We start from the raw sequence: 18,288 nt of genomic DNA, 5'->3' as shown, positions 1-18,288 counted from the left end.
CTTTGCGTCCTCTTTTTTCTTATTGATGGTGTAGACGAGTCAACGGCCTTTGAAGTGAGCCACGTTGTCCTTCACCGCTGCGCCTGGGCTGGCCGGGTGCAGGCGCGCGCCCGTGCCGGCATCGAACAGCAGCACCCGGGCCGGGTCGAATTGCAGGTTGAGGGTGTCCCCCACCCGGCACGCCACATCGGGCGCCAGGCGGCAGCACACCTTGGTCTGGTTGAGGGTGACGAATACGAGCAGGTCCGGCCCGGTGGGCTCGGTTACCTGCACCTCGGCACGAATGCCCGGCAGGCCGTTGCCCTCGACGGTGCCCAAGGCAATCTGCTCGGGGCGGATGCCGAGGATGATCTCGCGGCCCTCCAGTTCGTCACCGGCTACGCCCAAGGGCAGCTCGCAGCGTGCCTGGCCGCTGTCGAGCACGGCCAACAAGCGCCCCTCCTGCTGCGTGAGGCGCACCGGAATGAAGTTCATCGGCGGCGAACCGATGAAGCTGGCGACAAACTGGTTGGCCGGGTCGTTGTAGATCTGCTGGGGGGTGCCGAACTGCTGGATGATGCCGTCCTTCATCACCGCCACCTTGTCGCCCAGGGTCATGGCCTCGATCTGGTCATGGGTGACGTACACGGTGGTGGTTTTCAGGCGCTGGTGCATCAGCTTCATTTCGGTGCGCATCTCGACGCGCAGCTTGGCATCGAGGTTGGACAGCGGTTCGTCGAACAGGTAGATCTTCGGCCGCCGTGCCAGCGCACGGCCCATGGCTACCCGTTGCTGCTGGCCACCGGACAGCTGCGCCGGCTTGCGCGCCAGCAGGTGTTCGATCTGCAGCAGCTTGGCCACCCGCGCCACCTCTTCGTCGATGGCGGCCTGGGGCAGCTTGCGGATCTTAAGGCCAAACTCGATGTTCTCGCGCACGCTCATGGTCGGGTACAGCGCGTAGGACTGGAACACCATGGCGATGTCGCGGTCCTTGGGGCTCATGCCGCTGACGTCCTGCTCGTCGATGAGAATCGCACCGGCAGTGATCTGCTCCAGGCCGGCAATGCAGTTCATCAAGGTTGACTTGCCGCAGCCCGAGGGGCCGACCAGGATCAGGAACTCGCCATCCCTGATCGACAGCTGGATGTCCTTGAGGGTGTCTGGCAGGCCACTGCCGTAGGTCTTGTTCACATTGCGAAGTTCGAGCGTTGCCATGGCTTACCCCTTGACCGCGCCGGCCGTCAGCCCGCGCACGAAATATTTGCCTGCCACCACATAGACCAGCAGGGTTGGCAGGCCGGCGATCATCGCCGCCGCCATGTCGACGTTGTATTCCTTGGCCCCGGTGCTGGTGTTGACCAGGTTGTTCAGGGCCACGGTGATCGGTTGCGAGTCGCCACTGGAGAACACCACGCCGAACAGGAAGTCATTCCAGATCTGGGTGAACTGCCAGATCAGGCAGACCATGATGATGGGCGTGGACATCGGCAGGATGATGCGGCGGAAAATGGTGAAGAAGCCGGCACCGTCCAGGCGTGCAGCCTTGACCAGCGCATCGGGGATGCTCACGTAGAAGTTGCGGAAGAACAGCGTGGTGAAGGCCAGGCCATAGACCACGTGCACCAGCACCAGGCCGCCAGTCGTGCTGGCCAGGCCGAGCTTGCCGAGGGTGAACGAGGCGGGCAGCAGCACGGTCTGGAACGGCAGGAAGCAGCCGAACAGCAGCAGGCCGAAGAACAGCTGCGAGCCGCGAAAGCGCCACATCGACAGCACATAGCCGTTCAACGCCCCAATGGTGGTGGAAATCAGCACTGCGGGCACAGTGATCATGATCGAGTTCCAGAAGTAACCGCTGACCGTGCCCCAGGCCTTGACCCAGCCAATGCCGGTCATCACCTGCGGCCAACTCAGCAGGTTGCCGGTGCTGATGTCTTCCGGGGTCTTGAAGCTGGTCAGCAGCATCACCACCAACGGCACCAGGTACAGCGCCACGGCCAGCAGCAGCACCGCATGGATGGCGATACGGCTCATGCTGAGCACGGGCTTTTCGACAGGGCTATGCATGGCGTTTGCTCCGCAGCTCCGAGTACAGGTAAGGCACGAGGATCGCCAGGATCGCCCCGAGCATGAGAATGGCACTGGCCGAGCCCATGCCCATCTGGCCGCGGCTGAAGGTGAACGCGTACATGAACATCGCAGGCAGGTCGGATGAGTAACCCGGGCCGCCAGCGGTCATCGCCGCCACCAGGTCGAAGCTTTTGATGGCGATGTGCGAAAGGATCATCAGCGCACTGAAAAACACCGGGCGCAGGCTGGGCAGTACCACGGTCCAGTAGATGCGCGGCATGCTGGCGCCATCCATTTGCGCCGCGCGGATGATCGAAGGGTCGACACCGCGCAGGCCGGCCAGGAACATCGCCATGATGAAGCCCGAGGCCTGCCACACGGCCGCGATCACCAGGCAGTACACGACCCGGTCGGGGTCGATCAGCCAGTCCAGCCGAAAGCCCTCCCAGCCCCAGTCGCGCAGCAGCTTGTCCAGGCCCATGCCGGGGTTGAGCAGCCACTTCCAGGCGGTGCCGGTGACGATCATCGACAGCGCCATGGGGTAGAGGTAAATGGTGCGGATGAAGCCTTCGCGGCGGATGCGCTGGTCCAGCAGCACCGCCAGCAACACACCGATGGCCAGGCTGATGGCGATAAACAGGCCACCGAACAGCAGCAGGTTCTTGCTGGCCACCCACCAGCGGTCGTTGTCGAACAGCCGGGCGTATTGCGCCAGGCCGGCCCATTTGTAGGTGGGCAGGAAGGTCGAGGTGGTGAAGGACAGCACGAAGGTCCAGAGGATGTAGCCGTAGAAGCCCACCAGGACGATGAACATGCTGGGCGCCAGCACCAGTTTGGGCAGCCAGCGCTGAAGCGCGTCTAGGGGTGAGGCCCGCAGTTGGGCGGTTGTTGTGGTCATGATGTGGTACCCAGAGCCCGGGCAGTGTGGGGCACTGCCTTTTGTGTTGTCTGTACTGGCCCTATCGCCGGCAAGCCAGCTCCCACAGGTACCCCACAGTATTCAGATGCAGTGAATACCTTGTGGGAGCTGGCTTGCCGGCGATGAGGCCATCAGATCGTTACTGGGCGGCGTTGATCGCCGCCGCCAGCTTCTTCGCCGCATCGGCCGGGTCGGCCTTGGGGTCGTTGATGTAGTTGGTCACCACATCGAAGAACGCGCCCTGCACGGCCAGCGTGGTGGCCATGTTGTGCGCCATGCTTGGCTGCAGGCCGCCGGTTTTGGCATCCGCCAGGAAGTCCTTGGCAGACGCCTGCGCGCAGGCATCAAAGCCATACCTGCCCATGTCGGCCAGCATGTCGTTGCGCACCGGGATCGACCCTTTGTTGGTGCTGAAGACCTTCTGGAAGTCCTCGCCCAGCACCTTGCGGGCAATGTCCTGCTGGCCGGCAGCCGTGCCGGGGTTGTTCTGCTTGAACACCACCAGCGAGTCGATGTTGTAGAGGAAGGCCTTTTCGGTGCCGGGGAACGGCACGCACTGGTAATCCTTGCCGGCGGTTTTCTTCGCCAGGGTCCACTCACTCTTGGCCCAGTCACCCATGATCTGCATGCCGGCCTTGCCGTTGATGACCTTGGCCGCTTCCAGGTTCCAGTCCTGGCCTTTGCCGTCCGGGTCCATGTAGGTGGCGACCTTTTTCAGCTCGGTCAACGCCTTGACCATGTCCGGGCCGGTCAGCGCGGCGCTGTCGAGGTCGACCATGGCCTTCTTGTAGCCGTCGGTGCCCATTACCGACAGCACCACGCTTTCGAACACGGTGCTGTCCTGCCATGGCTGGCCGCCATGGGCGAGCGGGATGAAGCCGGCAGCCTTGAGCTTGTCGGCGGTGGCGTAGAATTCGTCGAGGGTGGTGGGCGCCTTGTCGATGCCGGCCTTCTTGAAGACTTCCGGGTTGATCCACAGCCAGTTGGTACGGTGGATGTTTACCGGTACGGCGACGTAATTACCGTCGTACTTCACGGTGTCGGCGACTTTCTTGTCGAGCAGTGTGTCCCACTGTTCGGCCTTGGCCACGTCCTCGAGCACATCGCCATCGAGCAAGCCGGTGGCCGCCCAGTCCTGGATGTCAGGCCCTTTGATCTGCGCGACACCCGGTGGGTTGCCGGCCACGGCGCGGCTCTTGAGCACGGTCATGGCCGTGGCACCGCCACCACCCGCGACAGCACCATCTTTCCACGTAAAGCCGTCTTTTTCGACCTGGGCCTTGAGCACATCGGCAGCAGCTTTTTCACCCCCCGAAGTCCACCAATGCACGACTTCGACAGTGCCTTTGGGTTCGGCAGCCTGGGCACTGAGCGGGAGTAGGGAAGCCAGGGAGATTGCGGCAGCGAGCCGGAGCGTGGAATTCATCGAAGCACCTTTCTTGTTGTTATGCCGTGCAAGTCGAGCGCTTGCGTTGCTTGAAGTCTAAACAGCCTGCCCACCTCGCCAGGTAACGAAGCGATGCGTGAATGTCATCGTTTGGTTACATTGCCGGCACACGCCATACACAGACTCACTCCAAGCCACGCGGCAGATACAAGGTCACCCGCAAACCACCCTCCCTCAGGTTCAGCAGGCTCACCTCACCCCCATGGCTGTGGGCAATGTTGCGGGCAATCCCCAGCCCCAGCCCATAACCCTGCTGCTGCGCGGCCAGACGGAAATGCGGCTCGAACACCTGCTCCAGCTGCTGCTGCGGCACGCCCGGCCCCTGATCGTCCACCTGCAGCACAAAACCCTCGGCACTGTCGATGATGCGCAACCGTGCCCGCTCGCCGTACTTGATGGCGTTGTCGATCAGGTTGCCGATGCAGCGGCGCAGCGCCAGCGGTTTGCCGGGGTATGGCGCCAGCGCGCGGCCCTCAACCGTGATACGGCCATCGCGCAGGTAGGGCTCGGCCAGGATTTCCAGCACCTGGTTGAGGTCCACCGGCTCGATGTTTTCGTGGATGTCGGTGTCTTTCACACACTGCAAGGCGCCTTTGACCAGCAGTTCCAGTTCATCCAGGTCCTGGCTGAACTTGGCCTGCAAGTGTTCGTCTTCCAGCAGTTCGACGCGCAGGCGCAGGCGCGTAATCGGGGTGCGCAGGTCATGTGAAATGGCGCTGAACAGCTGGCTGCGCTCCGTCAGGTAGCGGCTGATGCGCTCGCGCATGCTGTTGAACGCCCGACCCACCTCGACCACCTCGCTGCCACCGCCTTCGGCCACCGGCGCCACATCGGCGCCCAGCGACATCTCCCGCGCGGCCCGCGCCAGGCGCTTGAGCGGCCAGCTTTGCCAGTGCACCAGCAAGCCGATGAACAACAACAGCAAGGCCGTGGTGAGCACGATGAAACCGATCTGCTGGCGAGGCAGGCGTTCGGCCTCAAGGCTGGTGTAGGGTTCGGGCAGCAGCGAGGCGATGTACAGCCACTCGCCCTCGCCCAGGCGGATCTGCGTTACCAGCACCGGCGGGTTGAGCGGTTCCAGGGTCAACGAGTAATGCGCCCAGGAACGTGGCAGCTCGTCGAGCTTCAGGCCGCTGTTGAAGATGCGCAGGTCATCGGGCCCGACGAATTCCACGGAAATGTCCATCTGCGAACCCAGGCGCTCATGCAGCACCTGCTGGAACACATCGATCACCGCCTGCTTGCGCGGGGTAACGGGCAGCACCGGCATATCCAGGGGTTTGGCATTGAGTGACACGAAAAAGCGCGTCCCCCCCATGCTGCGCAACTGGTCGAGCACCATGGGCCGGTAGGCCACCGGCAGCGAACGGAAGTAACTGACACTGGCGCTCATCGAGTGGGCCAGGCTGCTGGCGCTGGCACGCAGGCCCTGCAGCTGGCTGGCACGCAGCTGGGCCACCCAGATGATGCTCGACAGCCCCTGGGCCAGCAGCACCACCAACAGGGTCAGCAGCAGCATGCGCCCCAGCAGCGAACGCGGCAGCAAGCGCCAGTGCCGCTCAGGGCGCATTGCAGACATGCGTCGCCAGCAGGTAGCCACTGCCGCGCACCGTGCGGATCAGCCGGGGTGGTTTTTCGGTATCGCGCAGGCGCTGACGCAAGCGGCTGACCGCCATGTCGACAATGCGGTCCAGCGGCATGGGCTCGCGGCCACGGGTGGCATTGCCGATGGTGTCGCGGTCGAGAATCTGCTGCGGGTGGTCGAGGAACAGCTTGAGCAGGGCAAAGTCGGCGCCCGACAGAATCACCTCTTCGCCGTCGCGATGGAACAGCCGGTGGCTGACCGTGTCCAGGCGCCAGTCATCGAAGGCCAGCACGGCATTGCCGGGTGCCGCCGTGCCGAATTCGGCGCGGCGCAGCAGGGCCTTGATTCGCGCTTGCAGTTCGCGAGGGCTGAAGGGTTTGCCCAGGTAGTCGTCGGCGCCCAGCTCCAGGCCAATGACCCGGTCGGTTTCATCGGAACTGGCCGTGAGCATGATGATCGGCACCCGCGCCTGACGCGGGTGCTGGCGTACCCAGCGGCACAGGCTGAAGCCGTCTTCGTCAGGGAGCATGACGTCGAGGATGACCAGGTCGAAGGGGGTGCTTTCCAGGGCGCGGCGAAAGCCTGCGCCGTCGGCTTCGGCATGCACCTGGAAACCGGAGCGGCTCAGGTAGGTTTGCAGCAGTTCGCGGATTTCCTGGTCGTCGTCGACCATCAGGATCGATTTGCCGGCAGTGCTCAAGGTGGTCCTTCCTCTTGTTGGTTACAGGTCTTTTTGCCTGCTGTCGGGTGTTGCCTTCTGGGGCTGCTGCGCAGCCCCATTTCACCTAGTTGTGATCCAACGCTTGCTGCAGGGCCACCCCGGCCCCAAGCAACCCGGAAAACTCCGCCGTCACCAGCCACACCGGCACGCCAGCGAAGTAGCCGCTCATACAGCCTTTGTCTGCAAAACTCGCCGCAAACCCACTGCGCAAAAACAACTCGGCAAAGCGCGGGATCACGCCGCCAACAATATAAACCCCGCCCCGTGCGCCCAGCGTCAGCACATTGTTACCGGCCACACGCCCAAGGAACCGACAGAACTGTTCGACCACCGCCAGCGCCCGCGGCTCGCCGCCCAATGCGGCATCGGTGACCTGCGCCGGGGTTGTGTGCCTGGGTGTGTCGCCGTCCAGCGCGCAGATTGCCTGATACAGGCGCACCAAGCCGCCACCACTGAGCACAGTTTCAGCGCTGACATGGCCGATCTGGCCATGGATTTGCTGATGGATCGCCGCTTCGCGGGCATTGCCCACCGGCAGGTCGACATGCCCGCCCTCCCCCGGCAAGGCCTGCCAGTGCTGTTCGCCAAGGCGCAATAGCGAACCCACACCCAGCCCCGTACCGGGCCCGATCACCAGCGCCGGCCGTGACGGGTCAGCCTGGCCTGGGCACACTTCGCGGAACTCGCCCTCGCGCAGGCGAGTCATGCCCAGCGCCATGGCCGTGAAATCGTTGATCAGCAACAGCCGCTCGACCTGCAAGGTCTTGCAGAAGGCCGCGCGGCTCAGGCGCCAGTGGTTGTTGGTGAAGCGAAATTCGTCGCCATCGACCGGCCCGGCCACTGCCAGGCATACCGCCGCCAGGCCGCCGCGGGCAATGCCCTGGCTTTGCAGATAGGCTTCGATGGCCTGCTCCGGGCTGGTGTAATCCGCCGTGGCGAAGACTTTGACTTCATGCAACTGGTTGTCACGCCACAACGCAAAACGGGCATTGGTGCCGCCGATGTCGCCAACCAGCAGGTCCTTCATTTGAGGTTCTCCAGGGCCGAGGTGAAGGCGCTTGCGCCCTGCTCTGCCGGGCTGAACGCCATGCGCATGAAGCCGAACAGCTCACGCCCGCAACCCAGGTCGTTGCCCTGAGGCGCTGGCGGCAGGTCGCGGCTGGCCAGTTCTTCGGCCGATACCATCACCCGCAACGTGCCTTCGACACCGTCGACCCGCACGATATCACCATCGCGCACCCGCGCCAGCGGGCCGCCATCATAGGCTTCGGGGCATACGTGGATCGCAGCCGGGATCTTGCCCGAGGCACCGGACATGCGCCCGTCGGTGACCAGCGCCACCTTGAAGCCACGGTCCTGCAACACCCCGAGGAACGGCGTGAGCTTGTGCAGTTCGGGCATGCCGTTGCAACGCGGGCCCTGGAAACGCACCACCGCGACAAAGTCACGTTCCAGCTCGCCGGCCTTGAACGCGTCGGCCAGCGACTGTTGATCGTGGAACACCCGCGCCGGGGCCTCGACCACCTGGTGCTCAGGTGCCACGGCAGACACCTTCATCACGCCACGGCCCAGGTTGCCCTCCATCACCCGCAGGCCGCCTTCGGCCGAGAACGGCCGCGCCACCGGGCGCAGGATGCTTTCGTCCAGGCTCTGCAGCGGCCCTTCGCGCCACACCAGCTTGCCGTTGTCGAGGAACGGTTCCTGGGTGTAGCGGCGCAGGCCATAGCCGGCCACTGTGTTGACGTCTTCGTGCAGCAGCCCGGCATCGAGCAGCTCGCGGATCAGGAAGGCCATGCCACCGGCAGCTTGGAAGTGGTTGATGTCGGCCTTGCCATTGGGGTAGACGTGGGACAGGGTCGGCACCACTTCGGAGAGGTCGGCCATGTCCTGCCAGGTCAGCTGGATACCTGCCGCCTGGGCAATCGCCGGGATGTGCAAGGTGTGGTTGGTCGAGCCGCCCGTGGCGTGCAGGGCGACGATGGAGTTGACCAGCGCCTTCTCGTCGACGATTTCACCCAGCGGCATGAAGCTGCCGCTGGCCTTGGTCATGCGCGTGACCTGCTGCGCGGCCTCGGCGGTAAGGGCGTCGCGCAGCGGCGTGTACGGGTTGACGAACGAAGCACCCGGCAGGTGCAGGCCCATCACTTCCATCACCAGCTGGTTGGTGTTGGCGGTGCCGTAGAAGGTGCAGGTGCCAGGGCTGTGGTACGAGTTCATCTCCGACTCCAGCAGCTCTTCACGGCTGGCCTTGCCTTCGGCATAGCGCTGACGCACGTCGGCTTTCTGCTTGTTGGAGATGCCGGACACCATCGGCCCGCCAGGGACGAAGATGGTCGGCAGGTGGCCGAAGCGCAGCGCCCCCATCATTAGCCCGGGGACGATCTTGTCGCAGATGCCCAGCATGAGCGCCGCGTCGAACATGTTGTGCGACAGCGCTACCGCAGTGGACATGGCGATGACTTCGCGGCTGGCGATGGCCAGCTCCATGCCTGGCTCGCCCTGGGTCACGCCGTCGCACATGGCCGGCACGCCACCCGCAAACTGGCCGACCGAGCCGACTTCGCGCAGGGCCTGCTTGATTTGCTCGGGGAAGTGCAGGTACGGCTGATGGGCAGACAACATGTCGTTGTAGGCCGAGACGATGGCCACGTTGGCCGCGTTCATCAGGCGCAGGGTCTGTTTGTCCTCGCTGCCGCAACCGGCCACGCCATGGGCGAAGTTGGCGCACTGCAGGCTGGCACGCATGGGGCCTTCACTGGCCGCACCGCGAATCAGCTGCAGGTAGCGTTCGCGGGTGGCACGGCTGCGTTCGACCAGCCGTTGGGTGACCTCAAGGATGCGCGGATGCATGTACTGGACTCCAGGCTAATTGTAAGGGCGGTTTACCAGGCATTTCCCCTCCAAACGATTGCGGCCTAGGCTCAAGGTAAGGAGCCCGCTGCATCGGTGGAGGCACATCGCCCGACCACTCGTTGTATGTTTAAACAAAATACTGCCACTAAAAAGGCTTGTTTTCTATCATCCAGTGAATAATCTTGTAATTCCAACAACAAAACCGTTTCAGTGAAGCTCCTTTTTGCCACAGGTTTCACTCGGACTGCCAGAGGTACTGCCATGACCCTACGCATCGCCATCAATGGATTCGGCCGCATCGGGCGCAACGTCCTGCGCGCACTGTATACCCAAGGCTACCGCCAGGACCTGCAGGTCGTCGCCATCAACGACCTGGGCGACAGCGCCATGAATGCCCACCTGCTCAAGTACGACAGCGTGCACGGCACCTTCGACGCCACGGTCGAGGCCGACCACGAAAGCCTGACGGTCAATGGTGACCGTATCGCGGTCAGTGCCATCCGCAACCCGGCCGAACTGCCCTGGAAGGCCGAGGCGATCGACGTGGTGTTCGAATGCACCGGGCTGTTCACCGACCGTGCCAAGGCCGCTGCACACCTGGCCGCAGGGGCTGACAAGGTGATTGTTTCGGCGCCGGCCAAGGGTGCCGATGCCACCGTGGTGTACGGGGTCAACCATGACATCCTGCGTGCTTCGCACCAGGTCATTTCCAACGCCTCCTGCACCACCAACTGCCTGGCGCCGATTGCCCAGGTGCTGCACCGCGAGTTCGGCATCGAGCAGGGCCTGATGACCACGATTCACGCCTACACCAACGACCAGGTGCTGACCGACGTGTACCACAGCGACCCGTACCGTGCGCGTTCGGCCACCCAGTCGATGATCCCGAGCAAGACCGGCGCTGCCGAGGCCGTGGGCCTGGTGCTGCCGGAACTGGCCGGCAAGCTGACCGGCATGGCGGTGCGGGTGCCGGTGATCAACGTGTCGCTGGTGGACCTCACCGTCAACCTCAAGCGCGAGGCTACCGCCGAGCAGGTCAACCAGCTGTTCCTTGAAGCCAGCAAGCATTCCCGGGTATTGGGCTACAACGCCTTGCCGTTGGTTTCCTGCGACTTCAACCACAACCCGCTGTCGTCCATTTTCGATGCCAACCATACCCGTGCCAACGGGCGCATGCTCAAGGTGCTGGCGTGGTATGACAATGAGTGGGGGTTCAGCAACCGGATGCTGGATAACTGCCTGGCGTTGTGCCGGGCAGGCTAAGATTTGGCACGCGCCCTGTAGGAGCGGCCTTGTGTCGCGATGGGCTGCGCAGCAGCCCCGAAATCTCGGTTCCAGCACAAATTGTCGGGGCCGCTTTGCGGCCCATCGCGACACAAGGCCGCTCCTACAGGGGACCGTGCAAGACTCGTGACTCACAATCTTTACCTTTTCCTAACACTTCCACACTTGACCTTCGGCACAGATGATAAGCATTATCATTAACCTTTCGTCGACCAGGTCCCCCCGTGAGTCAGTCCCGGTTCAACTCCGTCTTCCTCGTCCAGCGCCTTACCCTGCTGCGCACCCTGCAACGCATGGTCGGTAACCCCAGCACGGCCGAGGACCTGCTGCAGGAAACCTACCTGCGGGTGTCCCGCGCCTTGGGCGAGCGGCCCATCGAGCATATCGAGCCGTTCGTGTTCCAGACCGCGCGCAACCTGGCACTGGACCATCTGCGCGCACGCCGGGTGCAGGCACGGATGCTGGTCGACGACGTGCCCGACGAGGTCCTGCACAGTGTGGCTGCCCCCGCCACCAGCAGCGAGGACGCCGCCCATGCCGAGCAACTGCTCAAGCAACTCAGCATCAGCCTCAACCAGCTGAGCGAGCGCCAGCAGCGCATCTTCATCCTCAGCCGGCTGCATGGCGCCACCTACCTGGAAATCGCCGAACAGCTGAATGTGTCGCCCAGCACGGTGCAGAAGGAGCTGAAACTGATCATGGCGATCTGCATGGGTGTCGCCGACCGCCTCAAGTGAGCCGACCGCTGCCCGGCGGTTACGCAAAGCCCTTGCCACACCCCGCCTTAGCCTTGATCATTCGCGAAAAACCATTCAAGGATTTCCCGTGACCGACAGCCCCGCCCCTCGCCCGTCACCCGCCGGGCCCAGCGCCCGTGCTCGTGCCATGGACGAGGCGCTGGACTGGCTGGTGCGCCTGCAATGTGCCGATGCTGCAGATACCCAGGCTTTCGAAGCCTGGCTGAGCGCGGCTCCCGAAAACGCCGAGGCCTATGTCGAGGCAGAAGCGCTGTGGAACGGTGCCCCACTGCACCACGCAGCCGCGCAGATGCACCAGCAGCAGCGCCGCTCATGGCGCGGGCGCCTGCGCAGCCACTGGAAACCCCTGGCCACTGCGGCTGTGCTGCTGGTCGGGCTGTTCACCGTCGGTAACCTGCCCATGCGCCTGCAGGCTGACCACCTGACCGTGGTGGGCGAGCGCCAGCGCCTGCAACTGGAAGACGGCGCAAAAGTGCTGCTCAACACCAATTCGGCCTTTGCCAGCGACCGCCGCGACGGCCGCCAGGTCGCCCGCCTGCTGCAAGGCGAGGCCTACTTCCAGGTACCCGAGGACGCGCTGCTGCCGTTGGAGGTAGAAGCCGGGCCGTTGCGTGCCCAGGTGCGCGACACCGACTTTGCCGTGCGCTACCTGGACGGCGAGGCTCAAGTGCGGGTGCAACGCGGCGATGTCGACCTGCAGGGCGCGCGCGACCAGCGCATCCGCCTGAGTGCCGGCGACAGCATCAGCGTCGGCCCGCAGGGCTTTGGCCAACGCCAGCGCCCCGACATGCACAAGGACCTGGCGTGGATCGATGGCCGCCTGGTGTTCGAGAACTGCCCCTTGAGCCAGGTGCTGGCCGAAGTGCGGCGCTACTACCCCGGCTGGATCATCAACCGCAATGCGCAGCTGGAAGACGTGGCCGTCACTGGCAACTACCGCCTCGACCAGCCGCTGGAAACCCTGCGCGCGCTGGCCCACATCACCTCGGCACAGCTGCATGAGTACCCGGCGTTGGTCATTCTGAACTGACCCGAAAATTATTTTTACGCAATCGCGCTACCCCGCCCGTCTCGTTATAGCCAATGCAACTGATTCTTGTTTGAAAACGAGAACAGCCATCACCTATAACAGCCCGCGCGTCTGGGAGCGCTTCCGATGTCCACTGGTCCTACCCGCTCGTCCACCCTTCCCCGCCTGTCCTTGTTGACCTTGGCCCTGCTTGCCAGCGGCGCCTGCAGCCTGCCTGCAATGGCCGCAGAACCGGCCCAGGCCAGCAGCCCGCGCATGGGTGACTACCGCTTCAGTATCAGCCAGCAGCCGCTGGTGTCGGCCATCAATGCCTTCAGCCAGGTCACCGGTTGGCAAGTCGGCTTCAGCGCCGAACTGGCCGATGGCGTGGCTTCGCCGGGTGTACAAGGCTCGCTGGCACCCGAAGCGGCGCTCAAGCGCCTGCTGCACGGTACCGGGCTGGGTTTCCGCAAGATCAGCAACGGCAACGTGGTGCTTGAACGCCAGGCCAGCGGCAATGTGATCGCCCTGCAGCAGGTGACCGTCAGCGCCACCCGTAGCGTCCAGGACGTCAGCCAGGTGCCGAGCACCGTCAGCGTGCAGACCCGCGAGCAACTGGACCGCCAGAACGTCAACAACATCCAGGACCTGGTGCGCTACGAGCCGGGTGTGTCGGTGGCCGGTACCGGCCAGCGCAGCGGCCTGAACGGCTACAACATCCGCGGTATCGACGGCGAGCGCATCCTCACCCAGGTCGACGGCGTGTCGATCCCGGACAGCTTCTTCTACGGCCCCTATGCCCAGACCCAACGCAACTACGTCGACCCGGAAATCGTCAAGCGCGTGGAAATCCTGCGTGGCCCGGCCTCGGTGCTGTACGGCAGCAACGCCATCGGCGGCGCGGTAAGCTACTTCACCCTCGACCCCGACGACATCATCAAGCCCGGCAAAGATGTAGGCGCACGCCTCAAAACCGGCTACAGCTCGGCCGACGAAAGCTGGCTCACCTCTGCCACCGTCGCCGGCCGCGAGGGCGACTTCGACGGCCTGTTGCACCTGAGCCAGCGCAACGGCCACGAGACCGAAACCCACGGCAGCCACAGCGGTGACGGCCTGTCGCGCACCGAAGCCAACCCGATGGACGTGCGCACCACCAACGTGCTGGCCAAACTGGGCTGGAACTACGCCGACGACGCACGCCTGGGCGTGACCTACGAGCGTTACAAGGATGATCGCGACCAGAACATTCTCAGCGCAGTGGGTGGGCCGTTCATTCCCGGTTTTGGCGGCATGGGCTACTACAAGGCGCGTAATGGCAACGACACCATCACCCGCGAGCGCTTTGGCATCAATCACGAATTCGGCCTGGACTCGCTGGTCGCCGACCACGTGAAATGGAGCCTGAACTACCAGATCGCCAAGACCGACCAGCACACAGAGGAAGTCTACGCACCGCCTGGCCGCCAGGTTCTGCGTACCCGCGACACCACCTACAAGGACCGCCAGTGGGTGTTCGATGCACAGCTGGACAAGGCCTTCAGCATCGGCGCAACCGACCACTTGCTGACCTACGGCACCACACTCAAGCATGAGAAAGTCACCGGATCGCGCAGCGGCACCGGTACCTGCCTGACCATTGGCTCCGGTTGCACCGCCATCGGCGCCGACCGCCCGGCAGACGGCCAGGCACTGGTCAGCGACTTCCCGGACCCGACCGTGAACACCTACAGCCTGTTCGTGCAGGACGAGATCCGCTGGAACAACTGGACCTTCATGCCCGGCGCCCGCTACGACTACACGCGCATGGAACCCAAGTTCACCGACGAATTCCTGCGTGGCCTGGCGTCGACCGGTACAGCGCCTACGTCCCAGGACGACTCGGACAAGAAGTGGCACCGCGTCTCGCCCAAATTCGGCCTGACCTACGCCTTCAACGACAACTACACCTGGTACGGCCAGTATGCCGAAGGCTTCCGCACCCCGACCGCCAAGGCCATGTACGGTCGCTTTGAAAACATCGAGCAAGGCTACCGTGTAGAGGGCAACCCGAACCTCGAACCGGAGAAGAGCAAAAGCTACGAAACCGGCCTGCGTGGCAACTTCGACGCCGGTAACTTCGACGTGGCGGTGTTCTACAACAAGTACCGCGACTTCATCGATGAAGACGCCGTGCAAAGCGCCAACCTAGAACAAACCTTCCAGGCCAACAACATCAAGCACGCCACCATCAAGGGTGCCGAGGTCAAGGGCCGCCTGAACCTCGACCACTTCGGTGCGCCGCAAGGCCTGTATACCCAGGGCTCGATTGCCTACACCTACGGCCGCAACGATGACACCGGTCAGCCGCTGAACAGCGTCAATCCGCTGAAAGGCGTGTTCGGCCTGGGTTACGAGCAGCAGAACTATGGCGGCCTGCTGAGCTGGACGCTGGTCAAGCGTAAGACCCGCGTCGACGACAGCACCTTCTACTCGCCGGACGGCTCGACCTCGAAGTTCCGTACACCGGGCTACGGCGTGCTGGACCTGACCGGCTACTACAAGGTGACCGACGACGTCACCATCAACGCCGGCCTGTACAACCTGACCGACAAGAAATACTGGCAGTGGGATTCGGTACGCAGCTACGACGGCCAGGGTGAAGCGGCCGTGACCCAGCCAGCCAACATCGACCGCCTGACCATGCCGGGGCGCAACTTCGGTATCAATGTGGTTTGGGATATCTGATTCCACTCGCCTGAACCGGCCTCTTCGCGGGTGAACCCGCGAAGAGGCCGGTTCAGGCAACACAAATACTGGCTTTTTTTACTGTCCCGCCCCCGCTGCTTCGTCTTGTATCTAGACGCCCCTTTTTCCAAGGACTGCCCCCATGACCGAACGCCCAGCCCTGCGCTCCCAGCGCCTGAACCAGATCACCCACGCCCCGCACGCCGAGCTGGATGCCCTGGTCAAATCCCACGCGCCCTTCGACAGCCGCGAAAGCTTTGCCCGCTTCGTCGTTGCCCAGTACCTGTTCCAGTCTGAATTGCAGGCCCTGTACAACGACCCGCAACTGATCGCCATCGTGCCCGACCTGGCCGAGCGCTGCCGTGCCGACCAGGCCCGCCTGGACCTCGCGGACCTCGACACCGAAGTGCCAGCCGCCGTGCCGGGTGCCCTGGGCAAACCGAGCCTGGGTGAGGCAATGGGCTGGATCTTCGTCTCCGAAGGCTCCAAACTGGGCGCTGCGTTTCTGATCAAGCGTGCCGTGGCCCTGGAACTGTCCGACAGCTTCGGTGCCCGCCACCTGGGCGAACCGGCCGGTGGCCGTGCCGAAGGCTGGAAGCAGTTCACCCGCATCCTCGATGGCCTGGAATTGTCGGCCGAAGAGGAAGCCGCTGCCGAACGCGGCGCCGTTGCCGCCTTCGAACGCTTCACCGAGCTGCTCAAGCACGCCTATGCTGCAGATGCCGCGCTGGTTTGATACGCCGTAGCCGGCCACCCTTCCGGTGGCCGCACCGTTTTATGCAGTGAGACCATGACCCGACCCGCCCGCTCCAAACTCGCCCGCCTGCTGTATGGAATACTGGCTTACGTGAGCCTGGGCGTGGGCCTGGTCGCCATCGTGATTCCCGGCTTGCCGACCACCGAGTTCATCCTGCTGGCCGCCTGGGCTGCCACGCGCAGCTCACCGCGCCTTTCAGCCTGGCTGGAAAACCACCGGTTGTTCGGGCCAATCCTTTACAACTGGCGCAATGGCAAGGTGATCCAGCGCCGGGCCAAGGTAAGCGCAACCCTCAGCATGCTGCTGTGTGCTGGCCTGATGCTGACCTTTCTCGAACACCGCTGGCCGGTGTTCCTGGCCATCGCCGGCATGACCCTGGGCAACCTGTGGATCTGGTCGCGCCCGGAGCATGCCTGCCCTGCCCCGTCACAAGCTCAGCAGCCCTGAATACAAGGCGTAGGCCGCCAGTGCCGCACCCACAAGCACGGCAGCAAAAATCAGCTTTTCCCAGGTGGTGAACAGGGTCTGCCCCTGCTCATGCTTGGCCCTGGCGAACAGGATCACACCGGGTGCGTACAACAGCGCAGAAAGTAGCAGGTACTTCAGCCCCCCCGCGTACAGCAGCCAAACGGCATACAGCAGGGCAACCAGCGCCACCAGCAGGTCCTTGCGGCGCAGGCCCGGTTGCGTGGCGTAGGTTTCCCCACGCACCGCCAGCAGCACGGCATAAGCCGCCGACCACAGGTAGGGCACCAGGATCATCGAAGAAGCCAGGTAGATCAGGCTGGTGTAGGTACCGGCCGAGAACAGCGTGATCAACAGGAAGCCCTGGATCATGCAGTTGGTCAGCCACAGGGCGTTGGCCGGCACATGGTTGGCGTTTTCCTTGGCCAGAAAGCGTGGCATGGTCTTGTCCCGCGCCGTGGCGTACAGAATCTCGGCGCACAGCAGCGCCCAGGACAGCAAGGCACCGAGCAAAGAGACCGCCAGCCCAAGGCTGATCAGCAACGCACCCCAAGGGCCGACAATGTGCTCCAGCACCGAGGCCAGTGAGGGGTTCTGCAGCCCGGCCAGTTCCGGCTGGGTCATCACCCCCAGCGACAACACGTTGACCAGCACCAGCAACGCCAGCACACCGAGAAAACCGATGACCGTAGCCTTACCCACGTCCGAACGGCGCTCGGCTCGCCCGGAATACACGCTGGCCCCCTCGATACCGATGAACACGAACACGGTCACCAGCATCATGTTGCGCACCTGCTGCAGCACGCTGCCGAACTGCGGGTTGCTCATGCCCCAGATATCCCGGGTGAAGATATCGGCGCGGAAGGCAAACGCGGCAATCACCACGAACATCAGCAATGGCACCACCTTGGCCACGGTGGTCACCTGGTTGATGAACGCTGCCTCCTTGATGCCGCGCAGCACCAGGAAATGCACCGCCCACAGCAGCAGCGAAGCACAGCCGATGGCGATTGGCGTGTTGCCTTCGCCAAACACCGGGAAGTAAAAGCCCAGGGTGCTGAAAAGCAGTACGAAGTAACCGACGTTACCCAGCCAGGCGCTGATCCAGTAACCCCAGGCCGAGGAGAAACCCATGTATTCACCGAAGCCCGCCTTGGCGTAGGCGTACACCCCCGAATCGAGCTCCGGCTTGCGGTTGGCCAGGGTCTGGAACACGAAGGCCAGCGCCAGCATGCCGACAGCCGTGATGCCCCAGCCGATCAAAACCGCCCCTACATCGGCACGCGCCGCCATGTTCTGCGGCAGCGAAAAGATGCCGCCACCAATCATCGAGCCGACCACCAGCGCGATCAGCGCGCCGAGGCGCAGCTTCTGTCCCGGTTCGCTCATGAGCCTCCCTTTTTTCCTGCACTGTCACGCATTTGAAACAGCGTTTCGGGCCATATAAATGCTGTTACTTATAATGAAGCATGGCATTGAAGCTATAGCACTAATAACTGCTTTGTCTATGCACCTACCCTGTAAAAACTAGCAGCTGCGCGGCAACTAGAAAAGAAACTGATAAAACTCGAAATTCTTGTGAAAAATTTGCGAAAGCGGCAAAAGCGGCTAGCTTCAAGCATCGCAGGCTGAACAGAGCGTTTGCTCTAGAACGACATGGAGGTGCCAGCGCGCAAGGCCTGCAGCTTAAGCTGTCGGCACTCTCCAGGAGCACCCGTGA

General features: G+C 63.5%; 15 protein-coding genes. 6 read left to right on the top strand and 9 right to left on the bottom strand.

Annotated elements, in window-relative coordinates; all coding sequences use genetic code 11:
• Positions 1 to 39 precede the first annotated feature (39 nt).
• The 8 genes from N436_RS17255 to edd form a co-directional block, all read right to left on the bottom strand.
• Complete coding sequence (locus N436_RS17255) at positions 40 to 1,194, bottom strand: ABC transporter ATP-binding protein (RefSeq protein ID WP_110741607.1); 1,155 nt, start codon at positions 1,192 to 1,194, stop codon at positions 40 to 42.
• 3 nt (positions 1,195 to 1,197) lie between these two features.
• Positions 1,198 to 2,043, bottom strand: a complete 846-nt coding sequence (locus N436_RS17250) for a carbohydrate ABC transporter permease (RefSeq protein WP_105946893.1) — start codon at positions 2,041 to 2,043, stop codon at positions 1,198 to 1,200.
• Complete coding sequence (locus tag N436_RS17245; RefSeq protein ID WP_019098213.1) at positions 2,036 to 2,944, bottom strand: carbohydrate ABC transporter permease; 909 nt, start codon at positions 2,942 to 2,944, stop codon at positions 2,036 to 2,038. Before N436_RS17245 ends, N436_RS17250 begins: the two co-directional genes overlap by 8 nt.
• Positions 2,945 to 3,104: 160 nt before the next feature.
• On the bottom strand, positions 3,105 to 4,391 hold the full coding sequence (locus tag N436_RS17240) for an ABC transporter substrate-binding protein (RefSeq protein WP_110741606.1): 1,287 nt from the start codon (positions 4,389 to 4,391) through the stop codon (positions 3,105 to 3,107).
• Between the two features lie 145 nt (positions 4,392 to 4,536).
• Entirely contained in the window at positions 4,537 to 5,991 is a 1,455-nt protein-coding gene (locus tag N436_RS17235) for an ATP-binding protein (protein ID WP_105946895.1), read from the bottom strand.
• Positions 5,972 to 6,697 (bottom strand): two-component system response regulator GltR, encoded by a 726-nt coding sequence (gltR, locus tag N436_RS17230; RefSeq protein ID WP_016713090.1) that lies wholly within the window; start codon positions 6,695 to 6,697, stop codon positions 5,972 to 5,974. Before gltR ends, N436_RS17235 begins: the two co-directional genes overlap by 20 nt.
• A gap of 85 nt (positions 6,698 to 6,782) precedes the next feature.
• Entirely contained in the window at positions 6,783 to 7,745 is a 963-nt protein-coding gene (locus N436_RS17225) for a glucokinase (protein WP_110741605.1), read from the bottom strand.
• On the bottom strand, positions 7,742 to 9,568 hold the full coding sequence (gene edd, locus N436_RS17220; RefSeq protein WP_110741604.1) for a phosphogluconate dehydratase: 1,827 nt from the start codon (positions 9,566 to 9,568) through the stop codon (positions 7,742 to 7,744). Before edd ends, N436_RS17225 begins: the two co-directional genes overlap by 4 nt.
• 264 nt (positions 9,569 to 9,832) lie before the next feature.
• Between edd and gap the strand changes: the two genes are divergently transcribed.
• From gap to N436_RS17190, 6 genes are all read left to right on the top strand, one after another.
• Positions 9,833 to 10,834: a type I glyceraldehyde-3-phosphate dehydrogenase gene (gene gap / locus N436_RS17215; protein WP_110741603.1), complete on the top strand. Its 1,002-nt coding sequence runs from the start codon at positions 9,833 to 9,835 to the stop codon at positions 10,832 to 10,834.
• A 245-nt stretch (positions 10,835 to 11,079) separates the two neighbouring features.
• On the top strand, positions 11,080 to 11,592 hold the full coding sequence (locus N436_RS17210) for an RNA polymerase sigma factor (protein WP_105946900.1): 513 nt from the start codon (positions 11,080 to 11,082) through the stop codon (positions 11,590 to 11,592).
• 88 nt (positions 11,593 to 11,680) lie between these two features.
• A complete protein-coding gene (locus N436_RS17205) occupies positions 11,681 to 12,643 on the top strand; it encodes a FecR domain-containing protein (RefSeq protein ID WP_105946901.1) in 963 nt (320 codons plus the stop codon).
• Between the two features lie 126 nt (positions 12,644 to 12,769).
• On the top strand, positions 12,770 to 15,346 hold the full coding sequence (locus N436_RS17200; RefSeq protein ID WP_110741602.1) for a TonB-dependent receptor: 2,577 nt from the start codon (positions 12,770 to 12,772) through the stop codon (positions 15,344 to 15,346).
• A 142-nt stretch (positions 15,347 to 15,488) separates the two neighbouring features.
• A complete protein-coding gene (locus tag N436_RS17195) occupies positions 15,489 to 16,082 on the top strand; it encodes a biliverdin-producing heme oxygenase (protein WP_105946903.1) in 594 nt (197 codons plus the stop codon).
• A 54-nt stretch (positions 16,083 to 16,136) separates the two neighbouring features.
• Positions 16,137 to 16,550: a YbaN family protein gene (locus N436_RS17190; RefSeq protein ID WP_105946904.1), complete on the top strand. Its 414-nt coding sequence runs from the start codon at positions 16,137 to 16,139 to the stop codon at positions 16,548 to 16,550.
• On the opposite strand, the gene arcD is transcribed toward N436_RS17190, so the two are convergent.
• Positions 16,530 to 17,957, bottom strand: coding sequence for an arginine-ornithine antiporter (gene arcD / locus N436_RS17185; protein WP_110741601.1), 1,428 nt, complete (start codon positions 17,955 to 17,957; stop codon positions 16,530 to 16,532). The two genes, N436_RS17190 and arcD, sit on opposite strands and share 21 nt — an antisense overlap.
• Positions 17,958 to 18,288 lie beyond the last annotated feature (331 nt).

This window comes from Pseudomonas sp. RV120224-01b, from assembly GCF_003208145.1.
Classification (GTDB): Bacteria; Pseudomonadota; Gammaproteobacteria; order Pseudomonadales; family Pseudomonadaceae; genus Aquipseudomonas; species Aquipseudomonas monteilii.
Note: the sequence above shows the minus strand (reverse complement) of the source record. Positions and strands in the feature narration are given on the sequence as shown.